The sequence below is a fragment of the Xanthobacter sp. 91 genome, from assembly GCF_000702385.1.
In the GTDB taxonomy this organism is placed as follows: Bacteria; Pseudomonadota; Alphaproteobacteria; order Rhizobiales; family Xanthobacteraceae; genus Xanthobacter; species Xanthobacter aminoxidans.
Genome location: NZ_JNIB01000001.1, coordinates 5,251,067 through 5,267,172 on the forward strand (window position 1 = coordinate 5,251,067; position 16,106 = coordinate 5,267,172).

The window sequence follows — 16,106 nt, forward strand, 5'->3', positions numbered from 1 at the left end:
TCGCCCCGCCTCAGCGCGCCCAGCTCGTGATGTCGGCGGCGTTGCCGGTGCCGCCCTCCTGCCCGTCGGAGCCGAGGGAGACGATGTCGAACGGCCCGTGCTGGCCGGGCGCGCGATAGATGTAGGCCTTGCCCCAGGGATCGACCGGCACCGTGCCACCCTTGAGATACGGCCCGTTCCAGGTGGAGACGTTGCCCGGCCGCTGCACCAGCGCGTTCAGCCCTTCGGACGAAGAGGGATAGCGGCCGGCGTCGAGATAGAAGAGGTCGAGGGCGCTGGAGAAGCCCTGGATCTGGATCTTCGCCGTCTTCACCTTGCTGTCGCCGAGATAGCCGAGCACCCGCGGCCCCACTAGGGCGACGATGAGGCCGATGATGGTGATGACCACCAGCAGCTCCACCAGCGTGTAGCCGCCTTCCTTTTTCCGGCGGCGAGAGCGGGAGGGGGCAGTGTTGGCCGTCATGGGGGCGGGACCTTCAATCACGTTTCGTCACCCGATGCTTTGGCTGACCGACAGCAACGCGGTCATGACCGAGACGATGAGCCCGCCCACCACCACCGAGATGGTGACGATGGCGGCCGGGCCGATGACCGCGACCACCCTGGCGAGGGCGCGCTGGAGCTTTTCCTCGTAGAAATCGGCGATGCGGCCGGAGAGCAGGGCCAATTGGCCGGTCTCCTCGCCGAGGCGCAGCATGCGGATGGCCATGGGGGGCAGCACGTCGCCCTCGGCGAAGGCGTCCGACAGCCGCCCGCCATGGCGCACCCGGTCCGCCGCCTTGGCCCAGACGGAGGCTTCCTCCCCCGCCGCCATCACGTCCACGATGATGCGCAGCGCGGCGGTCAACGTCACGCCGTTGCCGAGCAGGATGGAGAGGTTGCGGCAGAACACGGCCGAGCGGCGGAACAGCAGCACCGTGCGCACCAACGGCAGCTTGGAGAGCGTGCCCGTCACCGCCCCGCGCACCTCTTTCCGTCGCAGAGCGAGGAAAGCGAGAGCCGGCAGCACCACCGCCGCGACGCCCACCGCGGCGGCGTGGGCCTGAAGGCCGTCCGACAGGTCCAGCAGCACCTGCACCATGGGGTCGAGCTTCGCCCCCATGTCGCGCAGCACGGAGGAGAATTGCGGCATCACGAACATGAGGAAGAAGACGAGCACGCCGCCCGCCGCGACCAGCACGAAGGCGGGATATTGCAGCGCCGACACCACCTTGCGGCGCAGCTCCTCGGCCCGCTGCCGCTCGGCGGCGACCAGTTCCAGCATCCGGTCCACGGTGCCGGAGGCCTCGCCCACCCTGACCAGCGCCACATAAACCGGCGGGAACAGCGAGGGATGGGACGCCAGCGCCTCGGCGAGGCTCTCGCCGGCCAGCACGTCCGCGCGGATCTTGCGGGCGACAGTGCGCATGCGGCCGAGATCGGTGTCACCGGTGAGCAATTCCAGCGCCTCGTCGAGCCGCGCGCCCGCGCGCAGCAGCAAAGCGAGGTCGCGGGTGAAGAGGGTGACATCCTCAGCCTTGGGCGCGCCGAAGGAGAAGCCGAAGGCGCTCTCCTTCTTCTCCTTCAGCGGCGTCGTCTCCACCGGTACGAGGCCGAGGAATTCGATGCGGCGGCGCACCTCGGCCTCGGTGGGGGCGGCGATCTCACCGCTCACGATCTGCCCGGCCTGGGTCAGCGCCCGATAGGAGAAGGTGGCCATCAGCTCAGCGCACCGTGGTCACGCGCAGCACCTCGGCGGCCGAGGTGAGGCCGGCGCGGCATTTGGCGACGCCGTCGTCCAGCATGGTGGTCATGCCGCCAGCGATGGCGGCGCGGTCGAGGGCCGCGGCGCCGGCATGGCGGTCGATCATCTCGCGGATGTCGTCCGAGAGGGTCAGCACCTCGAACACGCCGATACGCCCGCGATAGCCCGCCCCGCCGCAGCGCTCGCAGCCGACCGGCTCGTACACCGTCTCCCCCGCCTTGAGGCCGAGGGCCACATAGCGCGGATCGTCCCGCACGTCGGTGGCGGACAGGGTGTGCGGCCGCTTGCAGCGCTCGCACAGCTGGCGGACGAGGCGCTGGGCAATCACCGCACGCAAAGTGGACTTCAGCAGGAAGCCCTCCACCCCGAGGTCGAGCAGGCGCGGCACCGAGGCGGCGGCGGTGTCGGTGTGGAGCGTGGTGAGCACCAGATGGCCGGTGAGCGCGGCATGGACGGCGATGTGCGCCGTCTCCGGGTCGCGCACCTCGCCCACCATGATGACGTCCGGGTCCTGCCGCAGGAAGGAGCGCAGCGCCGCCGCGAAGGTGAGCCCGATCTGGGGCCTCACCTGCGACTGGAACACGCCGCGGATCTCGTATTCCACCGGGTCCTCGATGGTGAGGATCTTGCGCGTGGGCTCGTTGAGCACCGACAGGATGGTGGCGAGCGTGGTCGTCTTGCCCGAGCCGGTGGGGCCGGTGACGACCACCATGCCGTGGGGCAGCGCGAGCAGCTTCATGAGCGTCTCGCGGTCGTGGGGGGCGAGGCCGAGCTTGTCCACCGTGAGCACACCGCGATCGCGCGCCAGAAGGCGGATGACCGCGCTTTCCCCGTGCTGGGTGGGCATGATGGCGACGCGCACGTCGATCTCGTCCCGCCCGAGCTTGAGGCGCGCGGCGCCGTCCTGCGGCAGGCGGCGCTCGGCGATGTCGAGGCCGGCGAGGATCTTGATGCGCGAGATGACCGCCTGCGGCAGCACATCGGCCAGCGCATGGATGGGCCGCAGCATGCCGTCGATGCGCAGGCGCACCTCAAGGCCGGTGCGGAACGGGCCGATGTGGATGTCGCTGGCGCGCAGCTCCATGGCCTTGTCGAACAGGTCGTTCACCGCCCGCACCACCGGCGCGCCGGAGGCGAGGTCGCGCAAACTGTCGATGTCGTCCTCGGCCCGCGCCGTGACGGGGCCGGCGGCCTCGCGGGCGGCGGCTTCATCGGCGCCCAGCCGTTCGGCAAGCGCGGTGGCGATGTCCTCGAAGGAGGCGACGACGAGCGTCACCTTGCCCCCCAGCACGATCTCCGCCGCGCGCACCACCGTCTCGTCGGTGGGATCGCCGACGGCGAGGCAGGCTGTGCCGTCCGGCGCGCGGAAGGGCAGAACCGTCATCTCGCGCAGGAAGCGTGGGGTGAAGTGCGAGACGAGGGAGGGCGCCGCCATCAGCTCCGGCAGGGCGATGCGCGGCAGGCGATAGAAGCGGGCCACCTCATCGGCGAAATCGTTGGCGGTCAGCTCACTCGCCTCCCACACCTGACGTAGCGGACGGGCCTGCGTGCCGGCCGTTCCGGACCCGGCGGGATGCGCCAGCCCGCTCGCGGCGAGGAAGCTCAGGAAATCGCCGCCCCCCTGCCCGCTCATGCCCGCGCCCCCGAAAGCCAGCATTCAAATCCAGCAGTACAATCCAGCGGCGCTATTCTACAGCTGGACCTTGGCTGCTATTAACATGGGCCGCATCATCGGCGAAGGTTGCCCCCGGAAAGCAATTTGCGGGTCCGCCGTCGGCCCGGAGCAGGCTGCCGACACGGAGCACCCGGCGGCCGGCTTGGTATTCCCGCCTCTCGTGACGCTCGCGCGTCACCGTGATGACAATGTCACGACATCCGGACACGGCTGCGAACCGGCGATAGCCAGCTAACTGAAGCTTGGCAGCACTGCCCGTCAACCCTTATATATCCGTCACATGCTGTCGCTAAGAGAGGCGCGCCAAGGGTCGTCTGGCCATCTCCTGCGACCGGCGGCCCTTGTAGCGGCTCTCGGATTCCGCGGCTCTTGCGTTCGGAAGTATTCAGGTGATGCGTGATTGAGGATTGGCGCGGCCGGTCGAGCCCACGACCGGGCACTCTCGTATTGACGTGCGCGATCCTCTTCGCCGCGATCCTGTCCGGCTGCTCGGGCATCATGGACGACACCAAGCCCCAGAGCACATTCGACCAGGTCCGCAACATCGACCTGTCGCCCAAGCCCATGCAGCCTGTGGCGCAGCCGCAACAGCCGTCCGACAATCGTCAGCCCATCGAATATTTCGCCACCCCCGGCGCGCAGCCGGTGGCGGACCCGACGACGGTCGGCGCGGCGGGCACCGCGCAACGCGGAGCTGACGGCGGATACGATCTCAACTTCGAGAATACGCCGGTGACCACCGTCGCCAAGGTGGTGCTCACCGACATCCTCGGCGCCAACGTCATCATCGACCCGAGGGTGCAGGGCACCATCAGCCTGTCCTCGGCGCGCCCGGTGGCCCGTACCGATCTCGCCTATGTGCTGGAGAGCGCGCTGCGCGCCAATGGCATCGCGCTCGTGAAGGACTCCTCTGGCTATCAGCTGATGCCGCTGACCGAGGCCGCCGGCTCCGGCGCCACCGATGTGGGCACCTCCCGGCCGGAGCCCGGCTATGGCGTCTCCGTGGTGCCGCTGCGGTATGTCTCGGCCGAGACCCTGATGCCGGTCATCGACAGCTTCGCCACCCGGGCCGGCATGGTGCGGGTGGACCCGGGCCGCAACGTCCTGCTCATCCAGGGCACGGCGCAGGAGCGGCAGGCGGCCATCAACACCGCCCTCTCGTTCGATGCCGACTGGATGCGCGGCCAGTCTGTGGGCATCTACCCGCTGCGCAACAGCGCGCCGGAACCGCTCATCACCGAGCTGGAGACGCTGCTTGATGCCGGCGAGGGCGGGCTGAGCCACAAGATGGTGAAGTTCCAGGCCATCAACCGGATGAATTCGGTGATGGTGGTGGCCAAGAAGCCGGACCTGCTGCGCACCGCAGCCACCTGGATCGAGCGCCTCGACCGCTCGGACAGCTCGGTGGGCGTGCGCGTCTATCGCCTGCGCTACGGCGAGGCCCGGCAGACGGCGCGGGTGCTGAACGAGCTGTTCAACGGCACCTCCTCGCAGGGGCTGGATCAGGCCTCCAACCAGATCGCGCCGGGCTCCGGCACCTCGGCATCGTCCAACGGCGGCGGCTCGAACGGTCCCATGTCCGTGCAGCAGCGCCTCGGCCAGACGCCGCCGCAGAACCAGGGCCAGAATGCCCAGCCCGTGAACCGGGGCGAGACCGACAACGAGCTGCAGGGCGGTTCCGGCTCCGGCCCCTCTGGCGGCGGCGGTGCGTTGCTCTCGGGCGTGCGGATCACCGCCGATCAGGTGAACAACTCCCTGCTCATCTATGCGAGCCAGGAGAACTACCGGATCATCGAGCGCACCCTGCTCCAGCTCGACCAGCCGCAATTGCAGGTGGCCATCGAGGCGACCGTGGCCGAGGTGACGCTGAACGACCAGCTCGCCTATGGCGTGCAGTTCTTCCTCACCAGCAAGGATCTGGGCCTCGGCCGCAACAACGGCTCGGCGGTGAACACGCTGTCCAGCGAGATCACCAATCAGGCCATCAACCGCGTTCTGCCCGGCTTCAACCTGCTGATCGGCCGCGAGAACCAGCCGAAGATGATCCTCGACGCCCTGCACACCGTCACCGACGTGAAGGTGCTGTCCAATCCCTCCGTGGTGGTGGTGGACAACCAGAAGGCGACCCTTCAGGTGGGCGACGAGGTGCCGGTCTCCACCGGCAGCGCCACCGTGCTCACCTCGTCCAACACGGTGGTGAACACCATCGAATACAAGAATACCGGCATCATCCTGCATGTGACGCCGCGGGTGAACGTGAACGGGCAGGTCCGGCTCGATATCGAGCAGGAGATCAGCAACGTGACCAAGCAGCCGACCGCCAACGGCAGCGCCAGCGAAGGCTCGAACCTGACGCCCACCGTCTCCCAGCGCCGTGTCAAGAGCACCATCGCCGTGACCAGCGGGCAGACCGTGCTGCTCGCCGGCCTCATCAGCGAGCGCAGCGACGGCGTGCGCCAGGGCGTACCGGTGCTGGACCAGATCCCGGGCGTGGGCGATGCCTTCGCCCACAAGGACACGACGGTAAAGCGCACCGAGCTGATCATCTTCATCCGCCCCCAGATCATCCGCGACAACATGGATGCCCACACGGTGGCGGAAGAATTGCGCGCCAAGCTCAAGGGCTCGGTGGGCGTGCTGCCGGGCGGCCCCCAGCCGCTCATCAACCGGTGAGGCCCGCCATGGCCGACGCCGCAGCGGGCGAACCGATGGTCGAGCCGACGCCGCGCGCCCCCGTCGCCAAAGGCCTCGGCATCCAGCCGCGCGCCGGCAGCCGGGCCGAGACGGTGGCGCTTGCCGCTCTCTGCCTCGCCGCCATGGGCGCGAGCCTCGCGGTGGCGGGACTTCCCGCCGGCCTGCCCCTCGCCGCCCTGGTGCCGGTGCTGGCGGCCATCGCCGTCATCGATGCGCGGCACTTCCTCATTCCCGATGCCCTCAACGCCGCCGGCATCGCCCTCGGCCTCGCCTATGTCGCCCTCGCCGCCGACGACGTGGCGGAGGGGCTGATCGCTGCGGGCATCCGCGGCCTCCTCCTCGGCCTGCTCTTCCTCGGCCTGCGCACGGGATATCGGGCGCTGCGCGGGCGCGACGGCCTCGGCCTCGGCGATGTGAAGCTCGCGGTGCTGGCGGGCGTGTGGCTGGACGTGACGGCCATCCCCATTGCCATAGAGATCGCCGCCTTGTCCGCGCTCCTCGCCTATGCCCTGCGCCGCCGCGCCACGGGCCGGGCGCTGCGCTTCGACGGGCGCCTGCCGTTCGGCCTGTTCCTCGCGCCGGCAGTGTGGATCGCCTTCATGATCGACGCCCTCCTCCTCAAGGCGAGCTGACCCATGCCTCTGGAAGAGACCTTGCGCCCGGAAGAGACTTCGCGCCCCGCCCCACTCCGCCGCATCGCAGGTGCGCTGACGCTGGCTCTGGCGTTGGCCTTCACCGGGCCGGCCCTCGCGGGAAGCAAGGACGGCACCCAGTCTCGCGCCTATGCGGCCTATGCCAAGGGCGACTATGTGACCGCCGCCGCGCTGCTCATCCCCCTCGCGTGGCAGGGGGATGCCAAGGCGCAGGGGATGGTTGGCTATCTCTATGAGAACGGGAAAGGCGTGCCGCAGGATTTCGTGGTCGCCGCCCAGTGGTACGGCTGCGCCGCCGAGCAGGGCGACCCCACCGCGCAATACCTGCTCGGCCTCGCCTACGATAAGGGGCGCGGCGTGCCCATCGACGTGGTGCTCTCGCAGAAATGGCTGATCCTCGCCGCCGCCCGCGCCGGCAAGCAGGAGCGCGACACCTTCACCCGCATCCGCGATGCGGTCCGCACCAAGATGAGCCGGGCACAGATCGCCGCTGCGCAGGAGCAGGCCATCCTGTGGATGCCGGCCCCGCCCTACGTGCCCGAGCCCCTGTGGCTGAACCGGCCGCGCTCGTTCACGCCATTCTGAAAGCCGAATCGAGAAGCCGACGCCGTACCGATTTACGGTCCCGATTGTCGTAGCCGAGGCTCATAGCGGTAGTCTCGGAGTCTCTTGCGGGCGCGCTCAATTTCGATGTCGAGAAAAAGCGGGTGCCAGCATTCATTTTCGACCACCACAGCTTCGACCGTTAGATCCAAACGCCCCTTCAGATACAATGCCGTATAACCATCTGACGGCTTTTCTGCATTTATTAATGTCTTTGCCGTGCGAAGCCCTTTCCGATCGGAAATCATCTGGAGAAAAAGCGTCGCATTATAGCCAGCCTCCTGTTTGGCTCGGCGATAAATATCGAACATTGCTTGATCAAACTGTTGTTCGAGTTTTGTCATGAGCAGTGTCTCATTGGCAGAGCTTCTCAGCTAAGCACTGCAACTTTATCGGGGGCATTAGGATTGCTCAACCGATCAGGAACGCGCTCCTTAGGCAAACGCTCGCGCGCGCCGCCGGGGGACGCTATATAGGGCAGAGGTCCGGTCGCGGCGCGGGGGCGCCATCGGGCCATCGTTGAGAAAGACCAGAGCCCGCACCGTGACCGAGCGCAAGCGTCCTTCCCTTCTCGAGCGCCTGCGCGGGCTGATGCTCGATTTCGACGCGCTGCTGGACAGCTCGCTGTTCAGCCTCGGTGCCCGCACGCGCAATATCCTCTCCGCCTATGCCGCCTTCACCGAGCGGTTCAACGTCACGGGCGTGGGGCGCTGGGCCATCGGCGCGGCCTCGGAAGGCTTCACCCTGGGCGTCGCCGGCGCCATGGTCATGCTGGCGCTCGCCATGCCGGCCTTTCGCGAGACCTCCGACGACTGGCTGAAGCGCACCGAGCTCGCCGTCACCTTCCTCGACCGCTACGGCAATTCCATCGGCGAGCGCGGCGTCAAGCAGAACGACACCATCCCGCTGGAAGACATCCCGGACAACCTCATCAAGGCGACGCTCGCCACCGAGGACCGGCGCTTCTACGAGCATTGGGGCATCGACGTCGCCGGCACGGCCCGCGCCCTCGTCACCAATGCCAAGGCGGGCGGCGTGCGGCAGGGTGGCTCCTCGCTCACCCAGCAGCTCGCCAAGAACCTGTTCCTGTCCAACGAACGCACCATCGAGCGCAAGATCAAGGAAGCCTTCCTCGCCATCTGGCTGGAAGCGCGCCTCTCCAAGAGCCAGATCCTGAAGCTGTACCTCGACCGCGCCTATCTCGGCGGCGGCGCCTACGGCGTGGATGCGGCGGCGCGCTATTATTTCGGCAAGTCGGTGAAGGAGGTGAACCTCGCAGAGGCGGCCATGCTCGCCGGCCTGTTCAAGGCGCCGTCGAAATACGCCCCGCACATCAATCTGCCCGCCGCCCGCGCCCGCGCCTCCACCGTGCTCGACAATCTGGTCGAGGCCGGCTTCATGACGGAAGGCCAGGTGTTCGGTGCGCGGCGCAACCCGGCGACGCCGGTGGACCGCCGCGACGACGAGGTGCCGGACTTCTATCTCGACTACGCTTTCGGCGAGGTGAAGAAGCTGGTGGACCAGCTGCCGCCCTCCGTCATCGAGCGCAACTTCATCGTCCGCACTGGCCTCGACCCCAACATCCAGAAGGTGGCGGATGCGGCGCTGGAATCGTCGCTCAACGAGTTCGGCCGCGACTACAAGGTCAAGCAGGGGTCCATCGTGGTGATGGAGCCCAACGGCACGCTGCGCGCGCTGGTGGGCGGGCGGGACTATGGCGAGAGCCAGTTCAACCGCGCCACCGATGCGCTCAGGCAGCCCGGCTCCTCGTTCAAGCCCTACGTCTACACGGTGGCGCTGATGAACGGCTACCGGCCGAACACCATCGTGCAGGACGCCCCCATCTGCCTCGGCAACTGGTGCCCGCAGAACTACGGCCGCTCCTACATGGGCTCCATCACGCTCAAGACCGCGCTCCAGCATTCGCTGAACACGGTGGCAGTGCGTCTCGCGGAGAAGTTCGGCCGCAAGAAGATCGTGGACCTCGCCCACCAGATGGGCATCCGCACCCCGCTGCCCATCTCCGCGCCGCTGCCGCTGGGCGCAGCCGAGGTGACGCTGTTCGACGCGACCACCGCCTATTCGGTGTTCGCGAACGGCGGCAAGAGCGTCTATCCCCACGCCGTGGTGGAGATGCGCATCGGCAATGGCGACGTGATCTGGCGCTTCGACCGCGACGCGCCAAAGCCCGTCCAGATCATCCCGCAGCAGGCGCTCTACGACATCAACGACATGATGAACAACGTGGTGGAGAACGGCACCGGCCGCCGCGCCCGCCTGCCCAACGCCAAGGTGGCGGGCAAGACCGGTACCACCAATGCCTACCGCGACGCCTGGTTCATGGGCTTCACCGGCAACTATGTCTGCGGCGTGTGGTTCGGCAATGACGACTATGCCGTGATGAACAAGATGACCGGCGGCACCCTGCCCGCCATGACCTGGCAGAAGGTGATGGCCTATGCCCACCAGGGCATCGAGATCAAGCCGATCCCCGGTGTCACCACGCCCATCCCCAAGCTCGACGAGCCGCCCGTAACCCTGAACGTGCCCGGCCTCGCCGACAGCGAGCGGCCGGTGACCCTCTCGCCCCGCTCGGCCGAGCGGCTGGCGGCGCTGGAGCGCATGTTCAAGGAGGCCGAGGTGAAGATGACCGACGCCGGCGCCGCGGCAAAGCCCGCCCCGGCAGCGGCACAGACCGCCCCGGCCGCCGCGCCCACCCCGGTGGCGCCCGCGACGCCCATGCCCACGGCGGTGCGCCGGAACTGACGGCTCAGCGCGCGGAGGCTAGTCTTCCGCGTCCGGCGCCTTCGGCGTGCGCCAGATGCCGTAGCCCCACGGCTTGTACCAGCGCCCGCCCGTGGGCAGGCACTTCGGCACCGGGTCATAGCCATGCCCGCCCCAGGGATTGCAGCGGCAGATGCGGGCGGTGGCCATCACCGCGCCGGGCAGCGCGCCGTGCCGCATCACCGCCTCTTCCGCATATTCCGAGCAGGTGGGCAGATAGCGGCACTGCCGGCCCATGAAGGCGGAGAAGGTGTAGCGATAGACGAGGATGAGCCCGCGCAAGGCAAGGCGCGGGACACGGGCGATCCGCGCGCCGATCCTGCGCACCGGCCCCGCCGTCTCGTCCAGCCCGCCTTGCTCCGCCGCCATATCCGCCTCGGTCCCTGCCTCGATGGCCCGCCGCCCCATATTCGTCACCCTCGGGGAGCGGAATGCGCCTATCCAGCCTTCATGTCGAAGTCGGGGCCGAGCTGGTCCCGACGACCCGCGCGGCTCCCGTTTCGGGGGCTATACTGTCGCGCGAGGTGATCGACGATGCCTGATGTCTTCCCGCCCGGTTCTTCCGTCCCGCCCCTGTCCACGGTGATGCGCGCGCTCGCCTTCGCGACCCTGCGCCACACCGACCAGCGGCGGAAGGGCCGGCGGGCGCAGCCTTATGTGAACCACCTGGTGGAGGTCGCCCTGCTGGTGAGCGAGGCGACGGGAGGTACCGATCCCGAACTCGTCGCCGCCGCGCTGCTGCACGACGTGGTGGAGGACCAAAGCGTGACGCCGGAGGAGATCGCCACCACCTTCGGCCCGGACATCGCCGGCCTCGTCATGGAAGTCACGGACGACAAGGCGCTGACCTCGGTCGAGCGCAAGCGGCTTCAGGTGGAACACGCGCCGCACCTGTCGGCGCGCGGCAAGCTGCTGAAGCTCGCCGACAAGACCTGCAACCTGCGCTCCCTCGCCGACGATCCGCCGGAGGACTGGCCGCAATCGCGCGCCCGCGCCTATGTGGAATGGTCGCGGGCGGTGGCGGCGGGCCTGCGCGGCATCAATCCGGCGCTCGAAACCGCCTTCGATCAGGCGGCGGACGAAGCCATCGCCGCCATCGAGACGCGGCGGGCGGAGGAATGGGCGGCGGGCTAACCGCTACTCGGCCGCGGCGCGGGCCGCCTCGATCTGGCCGATGGCGTCCACCACCGCGTCGAAGGTGAGCATGGTGGAGGCATGGCGCGCCTTGTAGTCGCGCACCGGCTCCAGCACCTTGAAATCCTCCCAGCGGCCGGCGGGGGGCGGGCCGTTCTCCCGCAGCATCTTCCACATGGTGTCGCGCACCTCGCGCAACTCCTGCGCGCTGGCGCCGATGATGTGGCTGGCCATGAGAGATGAGGAGGCCTGCCCGAGGGCGCAGGCGCGCACCTCGTGGGCGAAGTCGGCCACGGTGTCCCCGTCCATCACGAGATCGATGGTGACGGTGGAACCGCACAGCCTGGAATGCGCCCGCGCGCTCGCCTGCGGCGCGGCGAGCCGGCCGAGGCGCGGAATATCGGCGGCGAGGGCGAGAATGCGGGCGTTGTAGACGTCATTGATCATGGGCGAACCAATCCGGCGGCGCGAACAAGGCCCAGAGGCCTGCCGCGCGAGCATTCCGATCTTATATAGAGACGGGAGGAACGGACGCAAAGGCGGCGCGTGCCGTCTGGTCGCGCGGTGTCATGGAACCGCTGTGCGGGACATTCGGGCACCCTCACCCTTGCGAAAACGGCCCTTCGGCCCCATCATGGAACTTGGGCCCGACTTTGGGCCTTCATTTTTGAAACGGACGGCAAAGCCGCCGCCGGCAGGTCCGGCGGGGCGCGGTTTGAGCGACACCGCGCAAGCGAGCCGACAACCGGTGACACTCCCGCCTTTCCCGGCAGCTTCGCGGCTCCGGGGCGGCGGGTCGAACGGAGTTGGTCATGGACGCGGTAGTCAAGTTGTTCAAGGCGCAGGCCGAGAACGAGGAGCGGGAGCGTCAGCTGAAGGCCAAGGCTGCGGCGGCTCTGCGCGCGCCTGCGCCGGATGGTGCCCCTGCCCTCCCCAAGGTCCACCCTCCCCTCTCCGACGGCAGCCCCCGCCCCACAAGGGCCGAGGCGGAAGCCGCCGTGAAGACGCTGCTCGCCTATATCGGCGAGGACCCGGCGCGCGAGGGCCTGCTCGACACGCCGAAGCGCGTGGTGAAGGCCTATGACGAGCTGTTCTCCGGCTACGGCGAGGACGCCGACGAGCTCTTGGACCGCACGTTCGGCGAGATCGGCACCTTCGACGACTTCGTGCTGGTGCGCGACATCCCGTTCCATTCCCATTGCGAGCACCACATGGTGCCGTTCGTGGGTAAGGCGCATGTGGCCTATTTCCCGGTGGAGCGGGTGGTCGGCCTCTCCAAGATCGCGCGGGTGGTGGACATCTTCGCCCGCCGACTGCAGACGCAGGAGCACCTGACCTCGCAGATCACCAATGCCCTCGACGAGGGGCTGCGCCCGCGCGGCGTGGCGGTGATGATCGAGGCCGAGCATATGTGCATGTCCATGCGCGGCATCACCAAGCAGGGCGTTTCCACCCTCACCACCCAGTTCACCGGCGTCTTCCGGGATGATCCGGCCGAGCAGGTGCGCTTCATCACTTTGGTGCGCTCCAAAGGCTGACGCAGGACCGCCGCCGAGAGGCGTTCCTGCCGAGGCGGGAGCGCCCGACACGCGAGCGAAAGAGTCCAGCGAATGAGCGCCGAAACCATAGCCTTCACCTTCCCCGCCGCCGGCAAGGGCGCCGCGCTGGAGGAGGACACCATCCTCTCCCCGCGCTTCGACGCCAACGGCCTCGTCACCTGCGTCGCCGTGGATGCTGAGACCGGGGAGGTGCTGATGCTGGCCCACATGAATGCGGAGGCCCTCGCCCTCACCATGGCGACCGGCGAGGCGCATTATTTCTCCCGCTCGCGCGGCAAGCTCTGGAAGAAGGGCGAGACCTCCGGCCACACCCAGAAGGTGCGGCAGATGCTGATCGACTGCGATCAGGATGCGGTGGTCATCAAGGTGGAAATGGGCGGCACGGGCGCTGCCTGCCACACCGGCCGCCGCTCCTGCTTCTACCGCTCCGTGCCCATCGGCGCGGCGCCTTCCGAGGCGACCCGCCTCGCCTTCACCGGCGACACCCCGCGCTTCGATCCCGCCGCCGTCTATGGCAAGGGCCACGACGGGCACGACCACTGACCGGGCACGACCACTGACACTGCCGCCCGAACAGAAATAGCCGGCACAGTGCCGGCCCGCCGCCTGCGAGAACGCGGCAACGGAAAAAGCACTGCACCGGCCGCGGAGGTTTTCAGGCGATCGCCCTGACGGAAGCGCTGAAACTGTGATCCGCTGCTTCTTATCCGCCACTCCCGGCCGCGTTGCTCGGCATTACGCGCACTCCCCCTGTGCAAGGCGCGAAACGCGCCTCTTCCGGTGCAGAAAATGCGGGCCACAACCGCGCCGCGCGCGCCCGGGACATTGACGCGGCAAAGCTTCCCCTGCATTCCTTTGCGACGGCAAGTCGTCGCCCGCTTCAGGCAGGCGATTGCCGCAACCTCTTCGACGGCACGTGGGACAGATGACCCCGGTCGCCGATCGGACCAGATTTCAAGCTCCGTTTCGATGCCCCAAGCCGCTGAACAGGCCGCTGAAAAAGCCGCGGACACGCCCCCCGATCACGCCAGTGCCTTTGCACCCGTGCGGTTCAACACCGCCGACGTGCCGGCAGCGGAGCGGATGGCCTATGTCCGTGACTTTTATGGCCCCGTGCTGATCGGCCTCGACCTGGTGCCAAGCTCCGGCGACCCCTTCCACATCTCGGGGCACTTCCTCAACCTTCCCGGCGTCCTGGTCGGGCAGGGACACACCAGCGCCATCGTCTCGAGCCGGACGACCGCGCTGCTCTCGGACGGCATCGACGATCTCACCATCTGCCGTTCCGAACGCGCCTATCGCGTCACCACGCCGGACGGCCGCGAGATGGAGCTCGGCGCGGGCGAAACCGGCGTCTGGAACCTCGGCCAGCGTTCGTCCGCCGACATCCAGTCGAGCACGACGTTCCGCACCGTGCAGGTCTCGCGCGCCCGGCTGCGGACCCTGGTGCCGAACATCGACGACCTCGACATGCTGCGTTTCGCGGCCGGCGATCCGGCGCTCGATCTGATGTTCGGCTATGCGGAACTGCTCGAACGGCAGCACGTCGGCTCGGAAGAAGGCGGCCGGCTGGTGGCTGCGCAGCTCGCTGAACTCGCCGCGCTGGCGTTCAAGCGCAGCGCTCCCCCGCGTGAAGCGGCCGGACGCAGCGCCGTGAAGGCCGCGCGCCTCGCCACCGCCAAGGCCGCGACCCTGGCGGCCCTCCACCGCCACGATCTGTCCGCGACCACCATCGGCACCCAGCTCGGCATCAGTGCACGTTATGTGCAGGTGCTGTTCGAGGAAGGCGGCGAGACCTTCTCCGCTTATGTCGCCCGACTCAGGATGGAATGGCTGCGCCGGATGCTCGACGATCCGCGCCACGCCCACCGGCGCATTTCCGACCTCGCGTTCGAGGCCGGCTTCCGCGACCTCTCCACCTTCAACCGCCAGTTCCGCCGCCATTTCGGCGAGGCGCCCTCGGCCGCCCGGCGCCGAGAGGTGCCATAGGGTGCCACGCTTCGGACACCAGACCTTAGTAAACGTGACGCCATAGTAGCGGTGCGCCGGAAACGCTCCGGTGCCGGCGGAGGCTCTGCTTCCACGGTGCCAGAAGCTGGCGGCGCGACGGGAGGCGTCGATGTTTCAGTCCCTCCACTGGCGATCCGGCCCCACCGCAGCGGCCGCCCCCAAAACTGCGGCCTCCAGTTCTACGGCCTCCAGTTCCGCGGCCTCCGAGGCGAAGAATCCCGCGTCGCAGCCGCCCGATGCCGGCCCGCCCGATCTCGGCACGCCGGCGCACGCGGCGCCGCGCACGTCCGTGCCCAACGGCCCGGCCATCGGCCTTGCGCTCGGCGGCGGGGCGGCGCGGGGCTTTGCCCATATCGGCGTGCTGAAGGCGCTGGACCGCGCCGGCATCCGCCCCTCGGTGGTGGCGGGCACCTCCATCGGCGCGGTGGTGGGCGGCATCTGGGCTGCCGGCAAGCTCGACACGCTGGAGGAATGGGCGCTCAGCCTCACCAAGCGCAACGTGCTGGGCCTGCTCGATTTCAATCTCGGCGCCGCCGGCCTCATCGGCGGCCGTCGCCTCGTGGAGCTGATGCGCCGCAACGTGGGCGGCATCTCCATCGAGGACCTGCCCATCGTCTTCGCCGCCATCGCGACGGAGCTGGGCACGGGCCACGAGATCTGGCTCACGCGCGGCGATTTCGTGGACGCCATCCGCGCCTCCTACGCCCTGCCCGGCATCTTCACGCCGGTAAAGGTGGGCGGGCGCTGGCTGATGGACGGGGCGCTGGTGAACCCCGTGCCGGTCTCCGCCGCCCGCGCCATGGGCGCGCGCATGGTGATCGCGGTGAACCTCAATGCCGACGTGTTCGGCCGCGGCACGGTCATCCAGGACCATGGCGGGGTGGTGGAGCGCGTCGCCGAGATGGCGGTGGCGGAGAAGAAGGATGGCCTCGCCGGCATCCTCAGCCCCGACCGGCTGCGTCGGCAATTCTTCGCCGGTCCCTCGGGCGACGGCCCGCGCGGGCTGACCACTGTGATGATCGACGCCTTCAACATCACCCAGGACCGCATCGCCCGCTCGCGCCTCGCCGGCGACCCGCCGGACGTGATGCTCTCCCCCAAGCTCGGCCGCATCGGTCTGTTCGAGTTCCAGCGGGCAAAGGAGGCCATCGCCGCCGGCATGGAGACGACCGAGCGGGCGCTGGAGGACATCACATCGACCATGCTGGCGCTGGGCTGAGGCCCCGCACCATGCATGAGTATAGCTGCCG

The 16,106-nt window shown here is 68.6% G+C and carries 15 protein-coding genes; 9 read left to right on the forward strand and 6 right to left on the reverse strand.

Annotated features, from left to right (window positions below; genetic code table 11):
* Positions 1-10: 10 nt before the first annotated feature.
* The 3 genes from gspG to A37E_RS0124560 are packed head-to-tail and all read right to left on the reverse strand — an operon-like array spanning position 11 to position 3,377.
* Complete coding sequence (gspG, locus tag A37E_RS0124550) at positions 11-463, reverse strand: type II secretion system major pseudopilin GspG (RefSeq protein ID WP_029559023.1); 453 nt, start codon at positions 461-463, stop codon at positions 11-13.
* Positions 464-490: 27 nt separating this feature from the next.
* The gene (locus A37E_RS0124555) at positions 491-1,699 is read right to left on the reverse strand and encodes a type II secretion system F family protein (protein WP_029559024.1); all 1,209 of its coding nucleotides are present in this window, start codon (positions 1,697-1,699) and stop codon (positions 491-493) included.
* Between the two features lie 4 nt (positions 1,700-1,703).
* On the reverse strand, positions 1,704-3,377 hold the full coding sequence (locus tag A37E_RS0124560) for a GspE/PulE family protein (protein WP_029559025.1): 1,674 nt from the start codon (positions 3,375-3,377) through the stop codon (positions 1,704-1,706).
* Positions 3,378-3,917: 540 nt separating this feature from the next.
* On the opposite strand from A37E_RS0124560, the gene gspD reads away from it, so the two are divergent.
* The 3 genes from gspD to A37E_RS0124575 are packed head-to-tail and all read left to right on the forward strand — an operon-like array spanning position 3,918 to position 7,351.
* Positions 3,918-6,092, forward strand: coding sequence for a type II secretion system secretin GspD (gene gspD / locus A37E_RS0124565; RefSeq protein WP_081837874.1), 2,175 nt, complete (start codon positions 3,918-3,920; stop codon positions 6,090-6,092).
* An 8-nt stretch (positions 6,093-6,100) separates the two neighbouring features.
* Entirely contained in the window at positions 6,101-6,745 is a 645-nt protein-coding gene (locus tag A37E_RS0124570) for an A24 family peptidase (RefSeq protein WP_051679320.1), read from the forward strand.
* Positions 6,746-6,748: 3 nt separating this feature from the next.
* A complete protein-coding gene (locus A37E_RS0124575; protein WP_081837759.1) occupies positions 6,749-7,351 on the forward strand; it encodes a tetratricopeptide repeat protein in 603 nt (200 codons plus the stop codon).
* 32 nt (positions 7,352-7,383) lie between these two features.
* Here A37E_RS0124575 and A37E_RS26695 read toward each other — a convergent pair whose 3' ends face one another.
* Positions 7,384-7,713 (reverse strand): hypothetical protein, encoded by a 330-nt coding sequence (locus tag A37E_RS26695; RefSeq protein ID WP_081837760.1) that lies wholly within the window; start codon positions 7,711-7,713, stop codon positions 7,384-7,386.
* A 247-nt stretch (positions 7,714-7,960) separates the two neighbouring features.
* On the opposite strand from A37E_RS26695, the gene A37E_RS0124580 reads away from it, so the two are divergent.
* Positions 7,961-10,135, forward strand: a complete 2,175-nt coding sequence (locus A37E_RS0124580; RefSeq protein ID WP_051679493.1) for a PBP1A family penicillin-binding protein — start codon at positions 7,961-7,963, stop codon at positions 10,133-10,135.
* Between the two features lie 18 nt (positions 10,136-10,153).
* Here A37E_RS0124580 and yidD read toward each other — a convergent pair whose 3' ends face one another.
* Positions 10,154-10,561, reverse strand: coding sequence for a membrane protein insertion efficiency factor YidD (gene yidD / locus A37E_RS27680; RefSeq protein ID WP_348550892.1), 408 nt, complete (start codon positions 10,559-10,561; stop codon positions 10,154-10,156).
* A 126-nt stretch (positions 10,562-10,687) separates the two neighbouring features.
* Between yidD and A37E_RS0124590 the strand changes: the two genes are divergently transcribed.
* On the forward strand, positions 10,688-11,287 hold the full coding sequence (locus A37E_RS0124590) for an HD domain-containing protein (protein WP_051679321.1): 600 nt from the start codon (positions 10,688-10,690) through the stop codon (positions 11,285-11,287).
* A gap of 3 nt (positions 11,288-11,290) precedes the next feature.
* Here the strand turns inward: A37E_RS0124590 and A37E_RS0124595 are convergent, their stop codons facing one another.
* The gene (locus A37E_RS0124595; RefSeq protein ID WP_029559032.1) at positions 11,291-11,734 is read right to left on the reverse strand and encodes an iron-sulfur cluster assembly scaffold protein; all 444 of its coding nucleotides are present in this window, start codon (positions 11,732-11,734) and stop codon (positions 11,291-11,293) included.
* Positions 11,735-12,099: 365 nt separating this feature from the next.
* Between A37E_RS0124595 and folE the strand changes: the two genes are divergently transcribed.
* From folE to A37E_RS0124615, 4 genes are all read left to right on the forward strand, one after another.
* Complete coding sequence (folE, locus tag A37E_RS0124600; protein WP_029559033.1) at positions 12,100-12,825, forward strand: GTP cyclohydrolase I FolE; 726 nt, start codon at positions 12,100-12,102, stop codon at positions 12,823-12,825.
* Positions 12,826-12,897: 72 nt separating this feature from the next.
* On the forward strand, positions 12,898-13,389 hold the full coding sequence (gene hisI / locus A37E_RS0124605) for a phosphoribosyl-AMP cyclohydrolase (protein ID WP_051679322.1): 492 nt from the start codon (positions 12,898-12,900) through the stop codon (positions 13,387-13,389).
* A gap of 540 nt (positions 13,390-13,929) precedes the next feature.
* Positions 13,930-14,835, forward strand: coding sequence for a helix-turn-helix transcriptional regulator (locus tag A37E_RS0124610; RefSeq protein ID WP_029559035.1), 906 nt, complete (start codon positions 13,930-13,932; stop codon positions 14,833-14,835).
* 130 nt (positions 14,836-14,965) lie between these two features.
* Entirely contained in the window at positions 14,966-16,075 is a 1,110-nt protein-coding gene (locus tag A37E_RS0124615; RefSeq protein WP_029559036.1) for a patatin-like phospholipase family protein, read from the forward strand.
* The last annotated feature ends 31 nt before the right edge of the window (positions 16,076-16,106 follow it).

What these genes read in the sequence shown, in the direction of transcription:
- gspG (WP_029559023.1), bottom strand. Translation starts at nt 463, where the DNA reads ATGACGGCCAACACTGCCCCCTCCCGCTCTCGCCGCCGGAAAAAGGAA.
- A37E_RS0124555 (WP_029559024.1), bottom strand. Translation starts at nt 1,699, where the DNA reads ATGGCCACCTTCTCCTATCGGGCGCTGACCCAGGCCGGGCAGATCGTG.
- A37E_RS0124560 (WP_029559025.1), bottom strand. Translation starts at nt 3,377, where the DNA reads ATGAGCGGGCAGGGGGGCGGCGATTTCCTGAGCTTCCTCGCCGCGAGC.
- gspD (WP_081837874.1), top strand. Translation starts at nt 3,918, where the DNA reads ATGGACGACACCAAGCCCCAGAGCACATTCGACCAGGTCCGCAACATC.
- A37E_RS0124570 (WP_051679320.1), top strand. Translation starts at nt 6,101, where the DNA reads ATGGCCGACGCCGCAGCGGGCGAACCGATGGTCGAGCCGACGCCGCGC.
- A37E_RS0124575 (WP_081837759.1), top strand. Translation starts at nt 6,749, where the DNA reads ATGCCTCTGGAAGAGACCTTGCGCCCGGAAGAGACTTCGCGCCCCGCC.
- A37E_RS26695 (WP_081837760.1), bottom strand. Translation starts at nt 7,713, where the DNA reads ATGACAAAACTCGAACAACAGTTTGATCAAGCAATGTTCGATATTTAT.
- A37E_RS0124580 (WP_051679493.1), top strand. Translation starts at nt 7,961, where the DNA reads ATGCTCGATTTCGACGCGCTGCTGGACAGCTCGCTGTTCAGCCTCGGT.
- yidD (WP_348550892.1), bottom strand. Translation starts at nt 10,561, where the DNA reads ATGGGGCGGCGGGCCATCGAGGCAGGGACCGAGGCGGATATGGCGGCG.
- A37E_RS0124590 (WP_051679321.1), top strand. Translation starts at nt 10,688, where the DNA reads ATGCCTGATGTCTTCCCGCCCGGTTCTTCCGTCCCGCCCCTGTCCACG.
- A37E_RS0124595 (WP_029559032.1), bottom strand. Translation starts at nt 11,734, where the DNA reads ATGATCAATGACGTCTACAACGCCCGCATTCTCGCCCTCGCCGCCGAT.
- folE (WP_029559033.1), top strand. Translation starts at nt 12,100, where the DNA reads ATGGACGCGGTAGTCAAGTTGTTCAAGGCGCAGGCCGAGAACGAGGAG.
- hisI (WP_051679322.1), top strand. Translation starts at nt 12,898, where the DNA reads ATGAGCGCCGAAACCATAGCCTTCACCTTCCCCGCCGCCGGCAAGGGC.
- A37E_RS0124610 (WP_029559035.1), top strand. Translation starts at nt 13,930, where the DNA reads ATGGCCTATGTCCGTGACTTTTATGGCCCCGTGCTGATCGGCCTCGAC.
- A37E_RS0124615 (WP_029559036.1), top strand. Translation starts at nt 14,966, where the DNA reads ATGTTTCAGTCCCTCCACTGGCGATCCGGCCCCACCGCAGCGGCCGCC.